Raw genomic sequence first — 21,736 nt, forward strand, 5'->3', positions numbered from 1 at the left:
AAACGAGCTCCACTAGGGAGCTCGCTCTATTTAATGATTATTTAGTGTATACCTTATTATTCTTTCTTCTTCTTGCCAAATAGGCCTTTTAACCCTTCACTTAATTTATCAACTGTTTCTTCAGTATCACTTTTCTTAGTAGTTCCATCTTCATTTGTTCCCTTATCTTTCTTACCACCTAAGATATCTATAAGCGCATCTTTTCCTTTATCAACTAATTGATTCTTTTGTTCCTCAATAATTTGATTAGTAATATTCTTTGCTACATCAGCCATATTAGCTGATACTTTAGGATTAGCAAAGTTACCTGTCACTCCTACTTTTACAGGTATCTCATCAAATTTACCACTAGACTTAGGTCCTAACATTGCCAATGCATTAGCCACATCACTTCCTAACAGCTTAGCAGGTACTTTAAAATCTAATGCATAGTTTAATGTTTGATCAAATCCGTGCTCACCTGATACGGTTACAGCTAGCTCTTTCGTTTTTATATCAAAAGGTTTAAACTGTACTCGTCCATTGTTAAACACAATATGCATTTTCTTATTGCTCAAATCAATCTTCTTCATATCTATAAAGCTCAAAGCCCCATCTAATGAAGAAAGTAATTTAGAGTTTTGTCCACTTATCACTGCATTAGCTAAATCTCCTTTTATATCCCCTGACAATGAATTCAAATCAGGAGAAAGATCATCCGCCTTAAGTTTCCCTTGCATATCCACAACAGCATTCACCTTACCTGATACCACACTAGCGATAGGCGCTATAGCTTTTAAGAATTCTAAGTCAGTGAACGTTTGTTTAATATCTAAGCTCTGTAATCCTAAGTTCATATTAAATGTAGGAATAGCTTCTTTCGTTGATACTTTACCTGCAAATGCCATCGCACCGCCAAAAATATTAGTAGACATATTCTCTAGACGCGCTGCCTCATCTTTAATAATCAAACGACCTTTCACATTCTTCAGCGTAAGGTTATCATACACTACAGTATTGGCATTTGCGTTAATGGTACAATCTAAGAACCCCGGTATTTTAAGTGGTTCCGCAGCTTTCGCTGTTGCAGCCTTCTCTTTTTTCTCTTCAGATTTCGCAGTGTCCTCTTTTAGCAAATCAGCTAAGATAAAGTTATTCGAATTAAGGTTAAAGTTTCCTTTCAGTGTCTGTTTATTAAATAAGAAACCATACAAGTTATCTAAACGCCCATCAGCACTCAAGTCTGTACTTCCTGTCTTAAGAGCAAGTTTATTAAGTGTGACATTACTTGTATTAAACGTAAGAGCAGCTTCTTGTATTAATAGTGGTTTAGCCATCGCCTCTGTACTATAATTAAACCCAGTCAATGACATACTACCACTATTCTTAATATTCTGATACTGTTCTTTCTCTACAGATTGCATATCAAAGATAGTCGCTACTTTAGCACGTAAGATACCTGTAAGTGGTATATCTACTTTCACAGGATAAGCCTTCGCTACATTAGATAGGTTAATTATCCCGTCGAAGTTAGCGTCAACTAATGCATTCTCGCTGATATTCTTAATATTTGCTTTAGCATTAAATACATCCTGATCGATCTTAAAAGACATCTTGTTAATATCGACATACATATCCTTCATTAAGCCAGTTTGATTCATCACATTCACATCTAACATAATGTTTTGTACTGCCTTAGGTAAGTCAGGATATTTAAATGACGCATTAGTAGCGTTCATCTTTATATCCATCGTAGGTATAGTCGTTTCAGTCATCGCCCCTTTCACCTTACCTGCTACTTTAAAATCACCTGTCGTAGTCACTCCTTTTAAGTTACCCGCATAGGCTTCAGGTATCAATCCTAAGAAATTCTTGAAGTCAGAATCAGGAGTTGCGAAAGTCAAGTCATACTCTTGTCCATTCTCTAATAACTTGATCGAACCATCAAACTCTAGAGGCAACTGATTAATCAAAGCTTGGTTCTTTTTAAAAGAATACACTTGATTCCCCATATCCATTCCGATTAACGCCTTAAGAGATAAGTTAACCTCATTTAAGAACTTCGTCCCATCCATAGAGAACGACACCTTAGCTTTAGACTCCGTATCTAAATCTAATATATCAGCAGTCATATTACCTGTTCCTTGGTGATATAATTCTTTAATACCAAACTCCATCTTACTACCTAAGTCTTTATATGACACCGTTAAGTTGTCTACCTGATAGTGCTTTAACGCAAGAGAGAACGGCTTGCTATCTTTATCATCATCTTCCTTATCCTCATCATCTTTAATCGCGATATCGTAGTTCGCCACCCCCTGCTCATTAACGATAATGTTCGCTTTTGCTTTTTCGATTAAAATATCTTCTATGTTCATTGGTTCTTTCTCCCCATTAAACAGTTCCATCACAGACATTTTAAGTTTGATGTTATTTGCATAGAAAAGTGTATCTCCTGCAAAAGGTTCCTTATTTACCACAGCAATATCTTTAATAATCACAGTAGCCTTAGGAAAGTTTCGGATTAGGCTTAAATCGACTTTCTCAAATGTAACCTTTGCATTTAGGTTATCATTAATAGTCTTCAGTACTAAATCCTCTATCTTACCCTTAAATAAGATAGGCGCAAGCATTAATAATAGAAGTAATCCTAATACAACACCACCTACCCATTTTAAAACTTTTTTATTCATACTAGTTAATTTTACTTACAAAATAACAAAAAAAAGAGTCATTCCAATCAAAAGGAATGACTCTTTTATCATAAATACCAAACGTTCTTTACTTCTAACTTAGTATAGAAGAACAACGTATAGGATTTGTTTAATTTATTCAATATTCAATTCAAATGGCATAATAGCTTGTACGCCTTTCATATTATTGAAGTAGTTTAATCTCTCCATCATCTCATAGTTCGCCTCCCCTATTTTCTCTTTGATCAACTGTTCTTCTGTTTTAATCATTGATGACCCTAAATAGTTTCTAAGTAAATCCTCAAACTTCATTTTATACTCAGGGAACTTCACTACCTTATAATTATCAATCTCAACTTTCTTAGCAGCATAAGCGATAGCAGCATCTAATCCACCTAGCTCATCTACTAGTTTATTTTTAATTGCATCCTTACCTGTCCAAACTCTTCCTTGAGCAATCTCGTCTACTTGAGCTACAGTTAGTTTTCTACCATCAGCTACTCTCTGTACGAATGTAGTATAGATATCTTCGATTCCCTCAGTCACTACCATTTTAAAAGCAGGATCTACATCTCTAAATGGGCTATAATTAGCTGCATTATCGTGTGTTTTAACCTGTTCTGCATTTACACCATATTTAGTCGCTAGAGACTTAAAGTTAGGCACCATACCGAATACTCCGATAGATCCCGTAATAGTACTTGGATCCGCGAATATACGATCTGCATTACAAGCGATATAATACCCTCCTGATGCTGCTAGATCTCCCATAGACACGATAACAGGCTTAACCTTCTTCGTTAACTCTATTTCTCTCCAGATTAACTCAGAAGTTAATGCGCTACCTCCAGGGCTATTCACTCTTAAGACAACAGCTTTTACCTCATCGTCTTCACGAGCTTTTTTAAGCGCCCTATTTATAGATCCCTCTCCGATATAACTAACACTACCTTCTCCATTTAAGATTTGCCCTTGAGCGTAGATTACAGCTATCTGATCAGAAGCACTATTCGCTTCACTCTTAGCGATTACGTCTTTCGTGTAATCTAAGATATCAATAGTATTATAATCTTTAGTTCCTTCTATCTTAAGCGCTTTTTTAATAGCAGCATGATACTCATCTTCATAAGCTATCTTATCCACTAGCCCAACTTTAAGTGCACGACTAGGTGTTCTAGCTTCTAAGTTATTCGCTATTGCATTTAAACTATCTACAGATACCTTTCTACTTGTAGCAATATCACCTACTATTGTCTCCCAGATAGACTTTAAAAATACAGTCGTCTGTTCTCTATTAGCATCACTCATTTTATCTTGAAGATATGGTTCTACCGCACTTTTATACTTACCGTGTCTCATTACTTCCATCTGCACACCGGTCTTATCTTGTAGTCCTTTTAGATACAATATCTCAGTAGATAAACCTTTAAAGTCTAATGATCCTACAGGATTTATATATACCGTATCAGCAACAGAATTTAAGTAGTATTCCCCTTGAGAATAAGTGTTCGCATAGGCTAAGACAAACTTACCACTCTTCTTAAACTCTTCTAATTTCTTTCTGATCTCGCGTTTCTGTACGATTCCTAATTGAGAGTCATCATTAAGAATAGAGATTCCCTTGATACGATCATCAGTCTTCGCATACTCTATCGCAGCGATTACATCAAAAACCCCATCTTTACCTGCATCACTAAACCCAAAGTCTTTATAATTAAACTTCCCTGCATAATCATACTTCACTCCAGATAAGTCTAAATTAATAACTGAACTATCTTTTACAGTTATCTTCTCTGAGCTACTACCCATCGCTGCACTTATCAAGATTAGCCCGAAGAATAATATTCCGAAGAATAAAAATAGCCCTACTAGCGTAGCTAAAACATTTCTTAAAAACCTCATATTAAAAACAATTTATCTTATTAGTATTCAAATTATAAAAAAAGTTACAGATTATACCCGTAAATTTGTATTTATTAACTGTTACAAAAGTAACGTTTATTCAATTTTCTTTTATTTACTTTGCCCCATGTTTACGCAAAATCAAATAGTATTATCAATAGGCTCTAATCAAGGAGATAGATTATCTAATATAGAGAAGTCTATCGAACTGATAAACAAGCATATTGGTACAGTCATAAAAATATCTCCTATTTACGAATTTCCTGCTTGGGGTTTTGAGAGTGATCCTTTTTTTAATTGTGCTATTTTAATACACAGTACACTTAACGCAGAAACGGTTATCCTAAAAGTATTAGAAACTGAACAAATACTAGGTAGAATACGCCCTCTTGATAAAGTGGGTTACAGTGCTCGTATTATAGATATTGATATAATCTCTTTCAACCAAGAAGTGTATAATACAGATAACTTATCTGTACCACATCCCCTAATGCAAGAAAGACAATTCGTACTTCTACCTGCAGCAGATCTAAACTTAGAATGGGAACATCCTATCTTAAAACAAAGTTTCAAAGAATTACTGAATAACTGTAAAGATAAAACAACTTTTAAGATAGTTGGTAACATTGCTAGCCCTTTACTTCAGTATGGTTTTACTAATGTCAACTTTATTGCTATCGAGGGGAATATCGGTGCCGGTAAAACGACATTGACTAACCGTATCTCAGAAGATTTTAATGCAAAGCATATATTAGAAGGATTCGCAGATAATCCATTCTTACCTAAGTTTTATAAGGATGCTACTAGATATGCGTTCCCTTTAGAAATGTCGTTCTTAGCAGATAGATACTCACAGTTGTCAGATGACTTAGCGCAATTCGATTTGTTTAAAGAGTTTATCATTGCTGATTATTATATATACAAGTCTATTATCTTCGCTCAAATCACACTAGAGGAGGATGAGTTTAATCTTTATAAACAAGTCTTTGAGATTATGTATAAAGAGACTCCGAAGCCTGACTTATATGTCTATCTATACCAAAACACGGGACGTTTATTAGAGAATATCCAAAAGCGTGGTCGTTCTTATGAGAGTGAGATACCAGGTACTTACCTAGATGACGTAAATCAAGGGTACTTTAATTATATCAAATCAATGCATGCTGATAAAGTATTAGTTATCGATATATCAGATATGGACTTCGTCTCTAATCAAGAAGATTATTTAACGATATTAGAAAAGATACAAAACAAACTAGGCAAATAGATATGAACAAACTTTTTATGATTATGCTAGGGGCTACACCTCCAGGTAGACATATAGAACAACATGATATCTACTTCGGCATCGGTAATGAGATTAAAGACCTCATCCCGCAAGTAACTAACTTTTGGAGTGAAGCAGGACCTAGGTTACATCTTGACGCATGGAGAGAAGTAAACACTGTCCATAACTATAAGATAGAAGTAGTCAATAAAGAAGATTATGTAAGTAATGATTTAAAGTTATTCTTTATTAATCTAGGTGGATATAAACCAGGAATCTTTGACGAGTTTCATCACACCTGCCTTGTCGTTGCGAATAGCCAAAAAGATGCTATCCAATATGTAAAGAACACTAGCTTCTACGAAGAATATAATTTACCTCCAAAAGGCTATAGTCACGTAGATAATAAATATGGTGTAGATGTAGATGATATCTATGAGATAACTGATATCTTAAACGAAGAACTAAAGCAACAATTTGCTCTTCAAATAACACCTTCTACAGAACCCCTAATAGAAGACCATATAGAACTAGGTTATATGAAACTAAGTAGTTTCTAACAGATATAAAAAAGCTCCAATGAAGAATCTCATTGGAGCTTTTTATATTATTTATGTTTACTAACTTGTAATTAAGCTTTAGCGAACTGTACTTCAGCGAATAACTTAATATCCTCACCTACTAATACACCTCCTGTTTCTAGAGCAGTATTCCATCCAAGACCAAACTCTTTACGATTAATCTTTCCTTCTAATGATAAAGCTATCTTAGTATTTCCCCATGGATCAGTTAATAACCCACTGTATTCTGCATTAAATACTACTTCTTTAGTCACTCCCTTAATAGTCATCAGCCCTGTAATAACATAATCATTAGCTGACTTTTTCTCTACATTTGTTGATGTAAAAGAAATATCTTCATGCTCTTCAACTTCAAAGAAATCTGCACTTCTCAAGTGATTATCTCTATCTACATTATTCGTATCTATTGATGCAACTTTAGCTATAAAAGAAATTTCTGAAGTCTCAAATCCTTCTTCTTTATTTATAACAGTAGAAGTAAATTCATTAAACTTTCCTGATACATTAGTAAACATCATGTGTTTTACTTTAAATCCTATCTCTGAATGTGTAGGGTCGATATTCCAAACTGTATTTGTCATAATATTTTTTTTTTAAGGTTATCACTACTTATTATCAGTAGCGTTTTGTATGGTACAAATGTATAGCCTCTTACCCCCTAACACACTTAATCTAAGTTAAGAACGTAATATTACTTTAAAAAATCAGTCTAAAGACTCACTACACTCCCCTTTCCTTATGCCTCTCTTCAACCGTAAAAAACAAGTTCTCAAGCATACGTGGAATACGTATTGCCTCACCTGTCTCAATACGCGAAGACACTAAGCTAATAGGAAACACAACTTCTTCTGTATCTTTATATCGCATCGCTAACTCTCGTTCTCCCACTTCTTCTACAGCAACCCAATTAAAGTCTAAATAGTAATACTGTAGTAACGTTCCTAGCATCAATCCTAACTTGGCTATATACTCTTTATCTCTAGGATTAAAGCACTGTTCATCAAATAGCCATTGTAGCACATCTAATGCCTTACCCGATTGCAGACACGTCTGTACCCCCTCTCTATCTGTGCCAAGTATATCACTAATGCTTTCTTCTATATATCTCTCCTCTTCAGCTGTGATAACTAAACACTCGTGGCTCGCCTCAAACATAAATCCAATAGTCGCTATCATCTTCTCTACTTCCTCTACGTATGACTTTTCTAACTCGGTGCCCGCTTGCTCTAAGTTAAAAACCAATTGTAATGTAAACTGTACATTTGTAAATAGAATAGTATACTCGTGTATATACATATCCTCAATATCATATATGTGTTTAAAATAACACTTATCTACTACCTCCTCTACAAAAGTATTATAGTCGCTCGCTTCCCTTTTCAACAAATCCAACTCTGTCTCAAAGTTAAATTCCTGTTCAGGTATCACCTTTCCTGTAAAAATATAGATATAAGGCATATATTCTTCCTCCTCTTTACATAGCATTACTCCATCATAATCAGGAATCTCTAGAATATATTCATCTAGAGCTAGCATCGCTATTCTTTCCACCCCTAAATCAACTAACTGCATATAATCTATTTTATAAAACTTTATAAATATAATATTTTATCATTAGTTAATAAAATACTGTTCAACAACATATTAACATCGTTATATATAAAAAGCCACCCTCTTGGATAGCTTATAATATTACTCCCATCTATAAATGATCTTGTACCACCCTACAGCTTTAGTATCCACGACTTCGATATTCGAAATACATTTATTATCTCTAGGCACTACGTCTTTAAGTGTATTAAAATCTCTCCTAACTTCTTCAAAAGGCTTAGTATCAACAGTTCTAAACATACTGTGAACAGCAGATAATTGTTGCGTTTTAGAATAATAACACGTCACAGTGTTATATACACAATTATAGTAGATAGGAATACTAATATTATATTCCTGCATATAATCCTCCTCCATAACCATCTTGATAACGTTAGTTAATTTAGCCTCTACTACCTCCTTATCTTCCCCTTTATAAAGAATGACTCCTCTAATGTTAATTGCACAACTACTATCAATCTGCATACGTTTATAGTCATTACTTATCCCTTTAGCTAATGACGAGCTTTTAGCTATCTGTCCCTCCTTTTTACAAGAAACTAAACAAATCGAAACTATAAAAACAAAAATAAAACACTTCATACTAACGGTTTATCACTCTTAGTAAATATAAAGATTAAACACCTACAAAAAAAGCCACCCTCTCGGATAGCTTCATATACTTTAAAAATTATAGTCTAATACCTTAAACTGTTTGTCTTTTTCTACAGCAGATTTGATATGACTAGTTACTTCTTCCATTAGATAATTAACATCTATATCTTCCCCATCCTCTATTCGCTTTGTGATCATACTAATGGGAAAACACTGCACTGCGTAATCTCTATACTGTAGCGCCATCTCTCTACCATACTCATCACTCACTACTACCCAATGAAAATCCTCATATTGATACGCTATGCAGCTACCAAATAACATTCCTAAGGCTTGATAATAAACTCTGTCATCCGCTTCATAATCTCTTCGCGTTAATATATCTTGTAAAATATGAACTACCTCGCCGCTTTCATATAACCCTCCTAATTCCTCAGTAGGCAAGTCCAATACTTTAGCTACTTCTTCTGTCAAGTAATAAAGATCCTCGTACCTCGGCTCTAACAATGGAAATTCTAAAGAGGATAAGGCATCAATACTCTTTATCATCTCCACTATTTCTTTCTTATAGCTATTAACCTCATCCATATCCCCTTGTCCCTTATTGGCTGTAAGTGATATCGCTATAATGTGCTCACCATACATCACTTCATAGATATGCATATACAAGTTCTCCGATGAATCCGTGTCATAAGAGAAATAACTCTTACCACTATGTGTGACAGCCTGTACATTATATTCCGTAGCCTTCTCCTTAAAATCAGTTATAATATCCTTTTGTGTTACTCCTTTCACACGTTCAAAGTAGATAACACTAATACGGATTACAGGTTCATCATCCCTTTCTCCCTTATACAACTGTATCGTTTGTTCATTTTCACTCGCTCCATAGTAATGACTCGGTGTTTTTATAATGGTCTGCCCATCTCCTATTTCGAATATTTTCATTGTGTTGTGTCTGTTTTACCCAAAGATATTATTTCTAATAAACATTTAACTACTTTAACCTGTTATATCTTATGATGAACTTAGCCTCAATAATTAAACACCTCATTTTTAACATCATTGCACAAAAAAAGCCACTCTTCTATAGAGTAGCTTTCTGTATTACCTTAAATCTGCAGATAACGTTCAAACGAGAATAAATTGTACAAAACAGAGCAATATTAGTGATTAAAGCACACTGTAGTGTGGTTTTAGAGCTAATTGAAGCTATGTAAAGTAGAATTTATTCGTAGTAAATGGTAGGTGCAGATTTAAGGTATTATACTAATAAATATATTCTTACATCTGTTGAAACAAGTCCCAAATAACGATTCCGGCACTTACAGAGATATTTAAAGAGTGCTTAGTTCCTAACTGCGGAATCTCTATCACACCATCACTAAAGTTAACTACCTCTTGGTTCACTCCCTTTACTTCATTTCCAAAAACTAGAGCATACTTCACTCCTTCTGTTATCTTAAAGTCATTAAGCATCACACTATTTTCTACCTGTTCTACTGACTGTACAGATACACCACTTTCTTTTAGTGATTTTACCACTTCTACCACATCCTTAGCATACTCCCATTCTACAGTCTCTGTAGCTCCTAAAGCCGTCTTGTGTATCTCTTTATTAGGTGGAGTCGCAGTAATACCACATAGATATACTTTCTCTACTAAAAAGGCATCACAAGTTCTGAATACAGAACCGATATTATGTAAACTTCTAACATCATCTAAAACTACGATAATAGGTGTCTTCTCAGAAGCCTTAAATTCTTCTACATTTTTACGATCTAATTCTTCATTGGCTAATTTGCGCATAGTCTACTTTATTTTTTAGCAAAAGTACTATTTATCAAATGGATATTTTAAAGTATTGCCAAAATAAACTGTCGAATATTCCTTTATGTTAGCAACTAAACAAAAAGTAAACAAATTCAAACATCTCCTTCTCTTCTTATAAAATATAAAGAACAATATCCCTGCTCTTTATACGTAATTTAAAACACTGTTTCTAAATTTGTTAGAACAAAACACCACACCATGACTAATAAATCACTAAATCAGTTAGCCTTATTAACTATACTGAACAATCTAGTATTTGTGGTAATCTTACAAGGCTCGCTTACCACAGAATTCATTAAGAATCCGAAGTATGTTATTATTGTTGAGATAGTTTGGATACTTTGTTTGACTGGGCAAATCTTATTGCCAACTATTATGTACACACTCTTAAAAGCCTATAAGGCAAGTGTACATAAGTTTCCTATAATAGCCATTTGTATATCTATTATATCAATAGCATTTTTTGCATTTACCGGAATACAATAATTAAATATAAACCCTGGATCACAGTCAACTGCTATACTAATTAGTTGATTGTGATTCTAGGTTTACATTGTATAGTTTGTTTTGAGTTAGTACCTTTGCAGGCTCATAAAAAACTCGTATGCTACGAAATCTCATAACTAGACTAATCACTTCTGCTGTAATAATATATACTACTAGATGCTTTATTGGCTTTTATGTTGGCTATATTCTATTCTTAAAGTATCCTAATTATGAGATATTATGGACACTTATTTCTATTATTCTAGTCATTTCACCTGAGGGAAAGAACTCTAAGAAGTTATCTATCGAACGCTTTAAATCTAATTTAGTAGGATCGGTAGTAGGTTTAGTCTGTCTAGAGATACACCCTGAATCAAATCTTTACATTAGCTTACTCGGTGTATTCTTGACTATTATGACCTGCTATTTTTTCAAGATTCTCGATATGGCACGCGTAGCTCTAGTTGCCCTTATTATTATCTTAGTACAACCACACACCGCTAGCTCTGTAGAGGCAACACCACTATTTAGATGTCTAGCAGTTACTTTAGGTTGTCTTATTGGGTTGACCATAACAGTATCTACCTCTATGATAATTCGTCGATTAAAGAAATACTATGGTATCCCAAGAGATTAGATAGTAGTGATTCTGATTATTTGGGATTATATTTGTATTTTGAAATACAAATTGACGTTATGACCTCTAAAGCTAAAGCTCCCAAAGAAACACCATTAATGAAGCAATACAACGATATAAAGGCTAAGTATCCTGATGCTTGTCTATTATTTCGCGTTGGGGATTTTTATGAAACTTTCGGTGAGGACGCGGTCAGAGCCTCTAAAATACTAGGAATAACACTAACGAAGAGAAGTGCAGGATCACCAAGTGAAACAGAATTAGCTGGTTTCCCTCATCATTCTATTAATGTCTATCTACCTAAATTAGTTAAAGCAGGACTTAGAGTTGCTATCTGTGATCAGTTAGAAGATCCTAAGACTACCAAGACTATTGTCAAAAGAGGTGTAACAGAACTAGTAACACCTGGTGTAGCATTAAATGATGAAGTACTGCAATCTAAGTCTAACAACTTTTTATGTGCAATACACTTCGCTAAAAAAACCATTGGTATCTCTTTCTTAGATGTATCTACAGGTGAATTCTTAACCACAGAAGGTAATCAAGATTATATCGATAAACTACTTCAGAACTTCTCTCCGAGTGAAGTATTAGTTCAGAAGAGTAATAAGACACATTTCTTACAGAACTATGGTTCTACCTATAATCTATTCTTATTAGACGACTGGGTATTCAAGACAGACTTCGCGTTCGAATCTCTAACTAATCACTTCAAAACAAATTCATTAAAAGGTTTTGGTGTAGAAGATCTAGAAGAGGGAACTATCGCCTGTGGAGCTATTTTATACTACTTATCAGAAACACAACATACTAAACTAGAGCATATCTCTTCTATACAACGTATCGCTGAAGATGCCTATGTATGGATGGATAGATTCACGATAAGAAACCTAGAGTTATATAACAGTGCTAATCTAAATGCTATTACACTACTAGACGTAATAGACAAGACATTATCTCCTATGGGAGGGCGTCTACTTAAACGATGGTTAGCCTTACCACTTAAAGACACAAAGAAGATCATCGATAGACATAATATCGTCGAGAACTTAAAGGAGGATACTGAGTTGTTAGTTCTATTCCAACAACAAATAAAGAAGATATCAGACTTAGAACGATTAATCTCTAAAATAGCAACAGCTAAAGTATCTCCACGTGAACTAGTGTATCTAAAGGATTCACTAGATGCTATTATTCCGATCAAAGAAATAGCGCAGAAGAGTAGCAATGACTCTCTAAAGCAAATGGGGAATACACTACACGGCTGTGAACTACTGAGAGACAAGATAAGAACTACGATTAGTGAGAATGCTCCTGTGGCTATCGCTAAAGGAAATGCTATCGCAGAAGGCGTTAACCAAGACTTAGATGAACTTCGAAAAATCTCTACTTCTGGTAAAGAATTACTAGAGGCAATGGAACTTAGAGAAAGTGAAAAGACAGGTATTCCATCACTTAAGATCTCATTTAATAACGTGTTCGGGTACTATATCGAAGTGCGTAATACACATAAAAACAAAGTTCCTACTGACTGGATACGCAAACAGACTTTAGTCAATGCAGAACGCTATATCACAGAGGAATTAAAAGAATACGAGACCAAGATACTTGGTGCAGAGGAGAAAATATACAAGCTAGAGAATGAACTATACGATGCCTTTGTAGCATGGTGTGCACAATACATCAAGCCTGTACAACTCAACGCCAATCTAGTCGCTCAGTTAGATTGTTTGAGCTCTTTTGCTCAACAGGCTATTGAGAATAACTATGTACGCCCTGTTTTAGATGATTCTTACGAATTAGATATCAAAGACGGACGTCACCCTGTTATCGAAAAACAGTTAGCTTATGATACCCCTTACATCTCAAATGATGTGTATCTAAACAATAAAGAGCAGCAAATCATTATGATTACCGGTCCTAATATGTCTGGTAAGTCTGCTATCTTAAGACAGACAGCGCTTATCGTATTATTAGCACAGATGGGAAGTTTTGTCCCGGCGAAGTCGCTGCGCATGGGAGTAGTTGATAAGATATTCACTCGTGTAGGAGCTAGTGATAATATCTCTATGGGAGAGTCTACATTTATGGTAGAGATGAACGAGACAGCTTCTATCCTAAACAATATTTCTGATAGAAGTTTAGTATTACTTGATGAGATTGGTAGAGGAACAAGTACCTATGATGGTATCTCTATCGCATGGGCTATAGCAGAATACCTACATCAACACCCTGGTAAACCTAAGACGTTATTCGCGACACACTATCACGAATTAAATGATATGTCACAGAACTTCGACGGCATTAAGAACTATAATGTCTCTGTAAAAGAGCTTAAAGACAATGTACTATTCTTACGTAAGCTAGTACCTGGAGGTAGCGCACACAGCTTTGGTATTCACGTAGCGAAGATGGCAGGAATGCCTACTACTGTATTAAAAAGAGCAGAGAAGATGCTAAAACAGCTAGAAAAAGGTCATTCAAAAGATCCTCAACAGCCACTAAAAGCAGTAGAAGATGATATTCAACTTAGCTTCTTCAACCTAGATGATCCACTATTAGAAGAATTAAAGGAGGATATCTTAGCTATAGATGTGAATAATATTACACCTATAGAAGCAATAATGAAGATCAATGAATTAAAAAAGAAACTAAAATAAGCCCGTATATTAATACAAGGAGACTTTATAAAGTCTCCTTTTTTTGTTTCAAGCACTAAAACTTAAAAAAATACAAAAAGTCAGCATTTGTATATCAAGGAGTTAAAAAATATCTTTCTTTTTTTGTACTATTTGATTTGGAGAAACGAAAAAACATCCTATATTTGCACTCGCAATACGGAAGTAAAGCAATGTTCTTATAACATACGCGAAAATAGCTCAGTTGGTAGAGCGCAACCTTGCCAAGGTTGAGGTCGCGGGTTCGAATCCCGTTTTTCGCTCAATACCATGCTCGAGTGGTGGAAGTGGTAGACACGCTGGACTTAAAATCCAGTGGGTAGTAATGCCCGTGCGGGTTCAAGTCCCGCCTCGAGTACTAAACGGGAGAATTGAATTTTTTGTTCATTTCTCCCGTTTTCATTTTCAGCTATTTCATTATTTATCAATAGGATAGACCTTACTAAAACATTAATTCTATCGGTTCGATAAATTTCCCCATCAAAAACTACTTTCTCTGGAAAGATTGAACCTATTATTCTTCTTTTCATTGATATATCTGCCTGAGCGTAGAGTGTACCTATGTTTGCAATTACTTCTATTGCTTTATTCAATATTTTATTAATGTCAATCTTTACCTTACTGTTCTCTTTCATTAATTGTGTTTCTAACACTTCAAGTTCTGCTTTATTCGATTTTTTGATTTCAAGATAATCCTCATCGTCAAGTGTTCCACTTAATAATTTTGTTCGCGCCATACTAAGTTGAGCGTTTAGTCTTTCTATCTCGTTTAGCAGTGTTTTCTTTTGATCAATTGGATTCTTTAATATCTTGTTATAGGTATCTAACAAATGTTTCTTTAAACGGGTTAAAAACGCCTCGTTTAATTGTAATTGATGTAATCCCTCTTCAAATAATAAGTTTGCCTTGCTTGCACTATGTCTAAACCCACAAGAGCCTATACAGTGATAGTAATAATAACTGTTGTTTCTACCCTTTGATAAACTACCTGTTAAGTTTCTACTACACTTAGGACAAACTAAAAATCCCCTTAGTGGTAAATTCTCATCTGAAAGTACTTTTGTATTTGGTAATTCCTTTCTTACTTTTCCATCTAACACCTCTTGAACTTTATCAAACAATTCTGTTGTAATTAGTGCTTCATGTAGTCCATCGACAAAGTGAGCTTCTTCGTCTTTGTGTTTAGGTATAAATATCTTGCCACAATATAAAGGATTGCGAATCGCTACGTGAAAAGCACTCTTACTAAGACTACGAGGACTAAACTTATTCATCTCTAAGCGTATTTGATTAGCTGCTAATAATCCCTTAGCGATTTCTTCAAAAGCCCAGACTAACGCTTTAGCTTCTAATTCCTTTACAGCGATATACTTTGTTCCATCCTCTTTACTCCTGTTTATATATCCAAAGGGAGCTTTACCCATCAATCTTCCTTCCCTCTTAGCTCTTCTCATACCGTGATAGACATTAAGTGCTCTACGGTCATTCTCTACCTCTGGAGCCGCTAAGTAAATCGCAAGCATTATTTTATTTTCAGGAATTGATAAATCTAAGGGTTGTTCAATAGCTTGTAATTCGATGCCTAATTTGGTTAGTTCACTAAGCATTTGATACGCATCACCAGCATTACGACTAAACCGATCCCACTTGGTAAATAACAACAAGTTGGTTTTATTGCTTCGCTTACGCAATTCTTTCATTAATGCAATCCAAGAGGGACGATTAAAACTTTTAGCTGAATGATCCTCTAAGATAACCTTGCCTACTTGAATATCGTTTGATTGGCAAAAGCGTCGAAGTCGCTCTTCTTGATCTCTTTGAGAATAACCTTTATCAGCTTGTTCATCCGTTGAAACACGGATATACAAATCTGCTATTTTCATAAGTTAATTATTTAATTTGACACAATTGTTTTGGTTGGAAGTGTATAAATATACAAATAACTTACTCTATATCAAAGTATTCCTTAAACACAAAGCGTGTTAATGTGTACATAAACTCTAATACAATAGCGGTTTCTTCTTCTGTTAAATCTATTCCCTCTTTCTCAAAGTAAGTCCTCCCCTCTTCTATTGGGATTTTTGGAATTTCAAGTTTTGTTCTCATAATGTTGCCTTTTACTGAAAAATAGCCAGTGGATTATCTCAGTATGATTCTTTGGCAATCATAGGTCGTACTTGGTGCTGTACTGTACCCTTATTTCACGAAGCCGAATTAAATTTCTATTCTTACAGGATATTTTATAACTTTACCTTTCAATCTTTTTTAATCTTTGGCTTTATTTTGAGCCTGCTTAATTCTGCTAATTAATTATGGAACATAAAATACATCAAGGAAGAAATGTAAAGCGTTTTAGAGAAATGCTTGGAATCAAACAAGAAGTTCTTGCTTTTGACTTAGGAGAAGATTGGAATCAAAAAAAGATATCTGTTTTAGAACAGAAAGAGGTAATTGATAATTCACTGTTACAACAGATTTCTAAAGTGCTTAAAATACCTGTTGAAGCATTTGAGAATTTTGATGAACAGCAAGCGATTAATATTATTAATAACACAATAACTAATAATGACAATGCAGTAATGCATGCTTTATATATAAATAATGCAACAATTAATCCAGTTGATGCAATTGTACAGCTACACAATGAAAAGATTGCCTTGTATGAGCGTATGCTTAAAGAGAAAGATGAGATGATGAATCGTTTAGAAAAGTTAATTCAAAGCAAGTAGGAAAAACTTAATTATACCACGAAAGCTTAACCTAATGGTTAGGTTTTTGTCTTTTATTACCTTTAAAATCAGTATATTTAAAGTATGAAAAAGGAACAGAAACTAACTGATATTTCATCTTTAAAAACTCAATTATTTTGGGATACTGATATTAATAAGCTTAATTATCAGAAAGCATATATTCCAATTATAGCACGTGTAATTGAACGTGGAGATCAAAGTGAAATAGATGAAATCGTTCGGCTGTATGGCAGAGAAAAGGTACTTCTTACAATATGTAAGGAGATTAAGTTCTTACCTAATTACGCTATTGAAAGAGCTATTAGATTTTTTCCTGAACTTAGAAAAGAAGAGATGCTTTGTTATCAAAACAGAAAAGGCAAATCTTATCATTGGATATAAACAATAAAAAAAGGTAGAATTACTATGGATGGTATTCTACCTTTTTCTTTTTAGATAGATATTTATCTATAACTGGCAGTGTCGCGTACTTGTATTAACAAGCAAGCTTCTAATAATCTGTGAAAAACGAGCATTGACACATCACTATCATACTCTTTGTTAGATGCATTACTAGCCATTGTTGCTAAAACTAAATTGAAAAAAGAGTTCGTTATGTTATCTAATGTGAACTGCTCAAAAACACTTTTAAAGACTAAGTAAGGATTCTTAAACTCTTGTTCACTTACATATTTCATTTCTTGCAGTTTTTCTTCAGATATTGTTGAAACAGTAAGTTCTTTCTCTCTAAACACATTAGGGTTCAAAAAGATTCGGTAGCTTGCTTTAAACAAGGATTGTAAAACGGTTAAATCAAAAATAACTTCCGACACCTTTGCCTTATCATACATTTTATCACTAAGTAAATACCAACAGTAATTGCGAATCTGTTCTTGAAAATAATCTATATCAGCAAGATCAGTTAACCAGTCTAATAGTTCATAAGGACACTCTATATCTTCTTTTGTCCATAAATGAGATTCTAAAGTAAAATCGTACGTTTTCATATTTATTGTAGCCTTTTAAATATTAACCAACACGCATCAAGTATCTTATATAAATAGATTGGAGGGATTTGGTACTCCACGTAAAAAGTTTGTTTTTCTTTTAAAGCATCTTGTATATAATCAGCCGACAAAAAATCTAAATCCTCTAAGCTAACCATTGTAAAGATATTCTTGAAGGTCATATAAGGATTTAAGTATTCTTCTAATGTGAGAGTACCTAAATAGAAATCATTAAAATCATCTGTTTTTTTGACTGTTAGATTTCGTTTTTCAAACCCTTTAGGTTTTTTAAAAATTGTATAGCATGCTCTAAATACAGAATGCAGAATAAAAAATATATACACCATTTCTCCAGCAGTTCCTTCATACCGCTTTTTTATTTCTAGCACATAGTATGAACATTCATTTAAAAAAGTCTTATAGTTTTCTAAGCTGTAGGTAGAGAACATTTCTTCAATAATACTATATGGACATTGGATATCATCTTTTGTCCACAAATGCGTTTCTAAGGGAATTTGTACTTTTTTCATAATCAAGTCTTTAAGGTTTATATAAAAATACCTCCCCTTGTGTTGGTAAACTATTCTATATCACGGATAAAATATGCATTTAATCAACCTGAGTATTATCTTGGTCTGTATTTAATTCAACAATACAAGTCATTAAATCAATAAATATGCGTATCATTCCAAACCAAATAATAACTTCCTTATTATATTGCATAGTAGGATTATCATCAAGTACATTCTCCTTTTCTAACACAGATATATCTTGACTGGAAAACAAGTCAGTTATTGTCTTGTAATTCTCTTTACCTACAACAAGAATAACAAGATTGTAAATGTGATCCATAAAATACTCGAAACCCATTATGTTTATAATCTTTTCTATGGCATATATTCTAAAGCTATTTTTCTCTAATACTTCTTTTTCATGTTTTTTATAATCAACTAACTTACCCTCTTTGATTAGTTCAAAAGCACAACATATAAGTAATTGTAAAGCCATTAGTGTATTTACAACTTCAAACTCAAACTTACCAGTATCTTCTAATTCAACTTCCCGTTTTAAGAGTTTTTCAATCCCGTATTCTTCAATATATTTAGGATAGTTATTGTAATGCTCCATTACAATTGGATTATTTAATACAAGTAAGATATTATCTATCATTTGCAATAAAACCATTTCATCTTCACTTATAATAGTCACCACATTAACAACTTGCTCTCGATTGATTATAAGCCTTTTAATATTCTCTTTATTAGTCATAATAATATAATTTTAGGTTCATAAATTTGATCTCTTTACACAGGATAAACTATTCGTTTAGGAACTATAATATCCTTTATTCGAATAGATTACCGTAAATCAAGGTAAGACCTTGCAGTAGTTAACCTTAAATACTGTAATTATGAAATCAATCATTAACAACCTTTCAAGCTTGAAACTTTCAAGCGAATTAAGACATGAACTTGAAGATTTAATCGAAAAAAATTTAGTAGGGTTTATTTTTTATTCGCAGAAGAACTTGCTCAATCACCCTATTATTACTCTTTGTTTTTATGATACTGTTGAACTAAATAATATCCGTAGAAGCAAATGGATTACTAAAGGGATTAATCACTACCAAGCAAATATTTACTGTTTGTGTATCAAGGACTTTTATCAATCTGATTCTTTTCAGAATATAATGTATTCAACATTAAATTGCCAAAAAGAAAATCTCGTTTATGGTTCTTTACACGATAGTGAACCATTATTTAGTTTGCACCAATCTAAACAGAAAGAAAATGATTTTGAAAGCTTTGTTACTAAATGGTTTGCTAAGCATTACAAAAGACACACTAAGTTTTTAAAGTCTTTAAAAAAGGAGTTGAAAGCTAATCACATAGATGAACAATCTGCTATGCTTGGTATAAAGCAAGTAATTCAAGATACTAAAGAAAGAGTTCAACCTATATTATCAGGGAGCATTCAGTGTAATACTGCTTCTTTTCTAAATTTCGTATTTAGCCATTGCTCTACTGTTCAAGATGTTTTTAAACAAGACTTTGATTTTTATGCGAGAGATATGACTTCATTATACAGAGAAGAGCTAAAACCAAAGAAAAATGCTGAACAGATAGAACCCTATGAAAAACCATTAGTAGGATATTTACTTAAGATAGCTCAGGATTTTTTAGAAGCGATGTACGTAGAAATACCACATAGAATCCTCACTAAATATAAGCTCATGGTAAACAAGCAAAAGCTACTCTCTTTAAATAATCCCAAACAGATAACGGAAATACAAGAAGAACTTGAAGAGCGGACAAGAAAAATACTTTTGAAGTATAAGAAGGTAGAGTCATTTTATCTAATAAAAAGACGAACTAACGATCAGGTACTCTTAAACTCTGATGATTCTACTTCTCATAAGTTACATTTACTATTACTAGCAAATATTGAGACGTTGCATATTAATGAAGAGGGTAATATAAGACAATACGTTTCTTTTCATACTGAGGATTTAGTTGATGTAACCGTAATCCTGATTAAAAAATCAAATTGGTATTTGCATATACCTGTTTATCATTCTTTCTTTAAACAGAATCTCACAAAGGAGAAACTTTGGATTGGAAAGCCTTTAATAGCTGAGAATCCAGATTTAGAAACGTTTCCACTAAGTGAACTTAAACTAAAGTTTTGGGCAGAGTGCAAATCAATGCTTAAACCTATTGTGAAAAGACTTAGTTACCAAATAGAAGGCTGTCAGAGCGATGCAGATGTGATTTTTTATAAGTATACCTTACAACAACTTTTAATGGCTATACTCTTTGCTAAAATGGATTATATGCCACAAGTACACACTACAAGTTATTTATGGCGTTTAATTCAATGGTATGCTCCTGAATTAGGTCTTGTAATTGACTGTAATAAGGAGATAAAAGAAATGTTATTTGAGAATTATACATGTCTTAGAAATTATCCTAATATCAAATACCCAACGGTTAAATACACAGATGAACAGATGAACAGAGTTTATTATTTCATTGGTAAGCTTTATGATTTTACTAAAGAATGTTATCAGATTAAGGATTGAAATACATTGATTATAGTTTTATTTTTATTAATAATTGCACAAAGTTAGGCAATGCCTAGCGGTTCGCTAACAAGAAATTCCCCCATAAATGCTTGACTAAAGTCTTCGCTTTATTGCGTTGCTTCTTGCGCTCGCTAAGTCATTACCAATTGTGGCTCCATAATTAATTTAAAAATTTAATATTATGGAAACTACAGTTTTAAACGAAGAATGGCTTATCGCCGCAGAAGTAGAATTGATTTACAAATCAAAAGTAAAGGCTTCACAGAGACCTCAGATTACATCTTCTTACAGTGCCTATCAAATAGCATTAAAAGCTTGGGATAGTAATAAGATTGAATTATTAGAACAGTTTAAGGTACTTATGCTTTCAAACAACAATAAAGTACTTGGAGTATTAGAAGTTTCCTCAGGTGGAATAACAGGTACAATAGTAGATTTAAGAATCATTTTCTCCGCTCTTTTAAAAGCGCATGCAGTGGGATTTTTGATTATACACAACCATCCGTCAGGAAAATTAGCTCCAAGTGATGCTGATAGACAAATCACAAGAAAGATTAAAGAAGCAAGTAAAATACTTGATATTAATCTTTTAGATCATTTAATTATAACAGCAGAGAGTTACTATTCTTTTGCAGATGAAGGCATCTTATAAGG

Annotated in this window: 20 protein-coding genes, 2 tRNA genes and 1 pseudogene; 11 read left to right on the plus strand and 12 right to left on the minus strand. The window is 33.5% G+C overall.

Annotation, left to right across the window (positions count from 1 at the left end; genetic code table 11):
* Positions 1-56: 56 nt before the first annotated feature.
* Both CF599_RS14235 and sppA read right to left on the minus strand, forming a co-directional pair.
* Complete coding sequence (locus CF599_RS14235) at positions 57-2,672, minus strand: AsmA-like C-terminal region-containing protein (RefSeq protein WP_121966675.1); 2,616 nt, start codon at positions 2,670-2,672, stop codon at positions 57-59.
* A gap of 135 nt (positions 2,673-2,807) precedes the next feature.
* Positions 2,808-4,574, minus strand: a complete 1,767-nt coding sequence (sppA, locus tag CF599_RS14240; RefSeq protein ID WP_121966676.1) for a signal peptide peptidase SppA — start codon at positions 4,572-4,574, stop codon at positions 2,808-2,810.
* Positions 4,575-4,701: 127 nt separating this feature from the next.
* Between sppA and folK the strand changes: the two genes are divergently transcribed.
* Both folK and CF599_RS14250 read left to right on the plus strand, forming a co-directional pair.
* Positions 4,702-5,841 carry a 2-amino-4-hydroxy-6-hydroxymethyldihydropteridine diphosphokinase gene (gene folK / locus CF599_RS14245; RefSeq protein ID WP_121966677.1) on the plus strand — a complete coding sequence of 380 codons (1,140 nt, stop codon included), beginning with the start codon at positions 4,702-4,704 and terminating at the stop codon, positions 5,839-5,841.
* Between the two features lie 2 nt (positions 5,842-5,843).
* The gene (locus CF599_RS14250; protein ID WP_121966678.1) at positions 5,844-6,401 is read left to right on the plus strand and encodes a DUF1543 domain-containing protein; all 558 of its coding nucleotides are present in this window, start codon (positions 5,844-5,846) and stop codon (positions 6,399-6,401) included.
* Positions 6,402-6,472: 71 nt separating this feature from the next.
* Here the strand turns inward: CF599_RS14250 and CF599_RS14255 are convergent, their stop codons facing one another.
* The 5 genes from CF599_RS14255 to CF599_RS14275 form a co-directional block, all read right to left on the minus strand.
* Complete coding sequence (locus tag CF599_RS14255; RefSeq protein ID WP_121966679.1) at positions 6,473-7,003, minus strand: YceI family protein; 531 nt, start codon at positions 7,001-7,003, stop codon at positions 6,473-6,475.
* A gap of 139 nt (positions 7,004-7,142) precedes the next feature.
* Complete coding sequence (locus CF599_RS14260) at positions 7,143-7,994, minus strand: DUF3806 domain-containing protein (protein ID WP_121966680.1); 852 nt, start codon at positions 7,992-7,994, stop codon at positions 7,143-7,145.
* 120 nt (positions 7,995-8,114) lie between these two features.
* The gene (locus CF599_RS14265) at positions 8,115-8,615 is read right to left on the minus strand and encodes a hypothetical protein (RefSeq protein ID WP_121966681.1); all 501 of its coding nucleotides are present in this window, start codon (positions 8,613-8,615) and stop codon (positions 8,115-8,117) included.
* Positions 8,616-8,696: 81 nt separating this feature from the next.
* Complete coding sequence (locus CF599_RS14270; RefSeq protein ID WP_121966682.1) at positions 8,697-9,575, minus strand: DUF3806 domain-containing protein; 879 nt, start codon at positions 9,573-9,575, stop codon at positions 8,697-8,699.
* A gap of 336 nt (positions 9,576-9,911) precedes the next feature.
* Complete coding sequence (locus CF599_RS14275) at positions 9,912-10,436, minus strand: RNA methyltransferase (protein ID WP_121966683.1); 525 nt, start codon at positions 10,434-10,436, stop codon at positions 9,912-9,914.
* A gap of 222 nt (positions 10,437-10,658) precedes the next feature.
* On the opposite strand from CF599_RS14275, the gene CF599_RS14280 reads away from it, so the two are divergent.
* The 5 genes from CF599_RS14280 to CF599_RS14300 all read left to right on the plus strand — a co-directional run bounded on the left by CF599_RS14280 (position 10,659) and on the right by CF599_RS14300 (position 14,619).
* Positions 10,659-10,946, plus strand: a complete 288-nt coding sequence (locus tag CF599_RS14280; RefSeq protein WP_121966684.1) for a hypothetical protein — start codon at positions 10,659-10,661, stop codon at positions 10,944-10,946.
* A 118-nt stretch (positions 10,947-11,064) separates the two neighbouring features.
* Positions 11,065-11,583, plus strand: coding sequence for an FUSC family protein (locus CF599_RS14285; RefSeq protein WP_121966685.1), 519 nt, complete (start codon positions 11,065-11,067; stop codon positions 11,581-11,583).
* 59 nt (positions 11,584-11,642) lie between these two features.
* The gene (gene mutS / locus CF599_RS14290) at positions 11,643-14,243 is read left to right on the plus strand and encodes a DNA mismatch repair protein MutS (protein WP_121966686.1); all 2,601 of its coding nucleotides are present in this window, start codon (positions 11,643-11,645) and stop codon (positions 14,241-14,243) included.
* Between the two features lie 208 nt (positions 14,244-14,451).
* Positions 14,452-14,524, plus strand: a tRNA-Gly gene (locus CF599_RS14295).
* 9 nt (positions 14,525-14,533) lie between these two features.
* A tRNA-Leu gene (locus tag CF599_RS14300) sits at positions 14,534-14,619 on the plus strand.
* 742 nt (positions 14,620-15,361) lie between these two features.
* Here the strand turns inward: CF599_RS14300 and CF599_RS19925 are convergent.
* Positions 15,362-16,144, minus strand: a pseudogene (locus CF599_RS19925) (recombinase family protein); the annotation flags it as partial.
* 61 nt (positions 16,145-16,205) lie between these two features.
* Positions 16,206-16,367 carry a hypothetical protein gene (locus CF599_RS19665; protein WP_173835559.1) on the minus strand — a complete coding sequence of 54 codons (162 nt, stop codon included), beginning with the start codon at positions 16,365-16,367 and terminating at the stop codon, positions 16,206-16,208.
* Positions 16,368-16,573: 206 nt separating this feature from the next.
* Between CF599_RS19665 and CF599_RS14310 the strand changes: the two genes are divergently transcribed.
* Both CF599_RS14310 and CF599_RS14315 read left to right on the plus strand, forming a co-directional pair.
* Complete coding sequence (locus CF599_RS14310) at positions 16,574-16,990, plus strand: helix-turn-helix domain-containing protein (protein ID WP_121966687.1); 417 nt, start codon at positions 16,574-16,576, stop codon at positions 16,988-16,990.
* An 84-nt stretch (positions 16,991-17,074) separates the two neighbouring features.
* Positions 17,075-17,392, plus strand: a complete 318-nt coding sequence (locus CF599_RS14315) for a hypothetical protein (RefSeq protein WP_121966688.1) — start codon at positions 17,075-17,077, stop codon at positions 17,390-17,392.
* Positions 17,393-17,454: 62 nt separating this feature from the next.
* Here the strand turns inward: CF599_RS14315 and CF599_RS14320 are convergent, their stop codons facing one another.
* The 3 genes from CF599_RS14320 to CF599_RS14330 form a co-directional block, all read right to left on the minus strand.
* The gene (locus tag CF599_RS14320; RefSeq protein ID WP_121966689.1) at positions 17,455-17,997 is read right to left on the minus strand and encodes a hypothetical protein; all 543 of its coding nucleotides are present in this window, start codon (positions 17,995-17,997) and stop codon (positions 17,455-17,457) included.
* 2 nt (positions 17,998-17,999) lie between these two features.
* Positions 18,000-18,527 (minus strand): hypothetical protein, encoded by a 528-nt coding sequence (locus CF599_RS14325; protein WP_121966690.1) that lies wholly within the window; start codon positions 18,525-18,527, stop codon positions 18,000-18,002.
* Between the two features lie 79 nt (positions 18,528-18,606).
* Positions 18,607-19,266: a hypothetical protein gene (locus CF599_RS14330; protein WP_121966691.1), complete on the minus strand. Its 660-nt coding sequence runs from the start codon at positions 19,264-19,266 to the stop codon at positions 18,607-18,609.
* A 142-nt stretch (positions 19,267-19,408) separates the two neighbouring features.
* Here CF599_RS14330 and CF599_RS14335 point away from each other — a divergent pair, with 142 nt between their 5' ends.
* Positions 19,409-21,079, plus strand: a complete 1,671-nt coding sequence (locus CF599_RS14335; protein ID WP_121966692.1) for a hypothetical protein — start codon at positions 19,409-19,411, stop codon at positions 21,077-21,079.
* A 184-nt stretch (positions 21,080-21,263) separates the two neighbouring features.
* Entirely contained in the window at positions 21,264-21,734 is a 471-nt protein-coding gene (locus CF599_RS14340) for a RadC family protein (RefSeq protein ID WP_121966693.1), read from the plus strand.
* Positions 21,735-21,736: the final 2 nt, after the last annotated feature.

Source organism: Myroides sp. N17-2 (genome assembly GCF_002286775.1).
In the GTDB taxonomy this organism is placed as follows: Bacteria; Bacteroidota; Bacteroidia; order Flavobacteriales; family Flavobacteriaceae; genus Flavobacterium.

Excerpts from the sequence above, each read along its gene's own strand:
- CF599_RS14235 (WP_121966675.1), bottom strand. The coding sequence starts at position 2,672 with ATGAATAAAAAAGTTTTAAAATGGGTAGGTGGTGTTGTATTAGGATTA.
- sppA (WP_121966676.1), bottom strand. The coding sequence starts at position 4,574 with ATGAGGTTTTTAAGAAATGTTTTAGCTACGCTAGTAGGGCTATTTTTA.
- folK (WP_121966677.1), top strand. The coding sequence starts at position 4,702 with ATGTTTACGCAAAATCAAATAGTATTATCAATAGGCTCTAATCAAGGA.
- CF599_RS14250 (WP_121966678.1), top strand. The coding sequence starts at position 5,844 with ATGAACAAACTTTTTATGATTATGCTAGGGGCTACACCTCCAGGTAGA.
- CF599_RS14255 (WP_121966679.1), bottom strand. The coding sequence starts at position 7,003 with ATGACAAATACAGTTTGGAATATCGACCCTACACATTCAGAGATAGGA.
- CF599_RS14260 (WP_121966680.1), bottom strand. The coding sequence starts at position 7,994 with ATGCAGTTAGTTGATTTAGGGGTGGAAAGAATAGCGATGCTAGCTCTA.
- CF599_RS14265 (WP_121966681.1), bottom strand. The coding sequence starts at position 8,615 with ATGAAGTGTTTTATTTTTGTTTTTATAGTTTCGATTTGTTTAGTTTCT.
- CF599_RS14270 (WP_121966682.1), bottom strand. The coding sequence starts at position 9,575 with ATGAAAATATTCGAAATAGGAGATGGGCAGACCATTATAAAAACACCG.
- CF599_RS14275 (WP_121966683.1), bottom strand. The coding sequence starts at position 10,436 with ATGCGCAAATTAGCCAATGAAGAATTAGATCGTAAAAATGTAGAAGAA.
- CF599_RS14280 (WP_121966684.1), top strand. The coding sequence starts at position 10,659 with ATGACTAATAAATCACTAAATCAGTTAGCCTTATTAACTATACTGAAC.
- CF599_RS14285 (WP_121966685.1), top strand. The coding sequence starts at position 11,065 with ATGCTACGAAATCTCATAACTAGACTAATCACTTCTGCTGTAATAATA.
- mutS (WP_121966686.1), top strand. The coding sequence starts at position 11,643 with ATGACCTCTAAAGCTAAAGCTCCCAAAGAAACACCATTAATGAAGCAA.
- CF599_RS19665 (WP_173835559.1), bottom strand. The coding sequence starts at position 16,367 with ATGAGAACAAAACTTGAAATTCCAAAAATCCCAATAGAAGAGGGGAGG.
- CF599_RS14310 (WP_121966687.1), top strand. The coding sequence starts at position 16,574 with ATGGAACATAAAATACATCAAGGAAGAAATGTAAAGCGTTTTAGAGAA.
- CF599_RS14315 (WP_121966688.1), top strand. The coding sequence starts at position 17,075 with ATGAAAAAGGAACAGAAACTAACTGATATTTCATCTTTAAAAACTCAA.
- CF599_RS14320 (WP_121966689.1), bottom strand. The coding sequence starts at position 17,997 with ATGAAAACGTACGATTTTACTTTAGAATCTCATTTATGGACAAAAGAA.
- CF599_RS14325 (WP_121966690.1), bottom strand. The coding sequence starts at position 18,527 with ATGAAAAAAGTACAAATTCCCTTAGAAACGCATTTGTGGACAAAAGAT.
- CF599_RS14330 (WP_121966691.1), bottom strand. The coding sequence starts at position 19,266 with ATGACTAATAAAGAGAATATTAAAAGGCTTATAATCAATCGAGAGCAA.
- CF599_RS14335 (WP_121966692.1), top strand. The coding sequence starts at position 19,409 with ATGAAATCAATCATTAACAACCTTTCAAGCTTGAAACTTTCAAGCGAA.
- CF599_RS14340 (WP_121966693.1), top strand. The coding sequence starts at position 21,264 with ATGGAAACTACAGTTTTAAACGAAGAATGGCTTATCGCCGCAGAAGTA.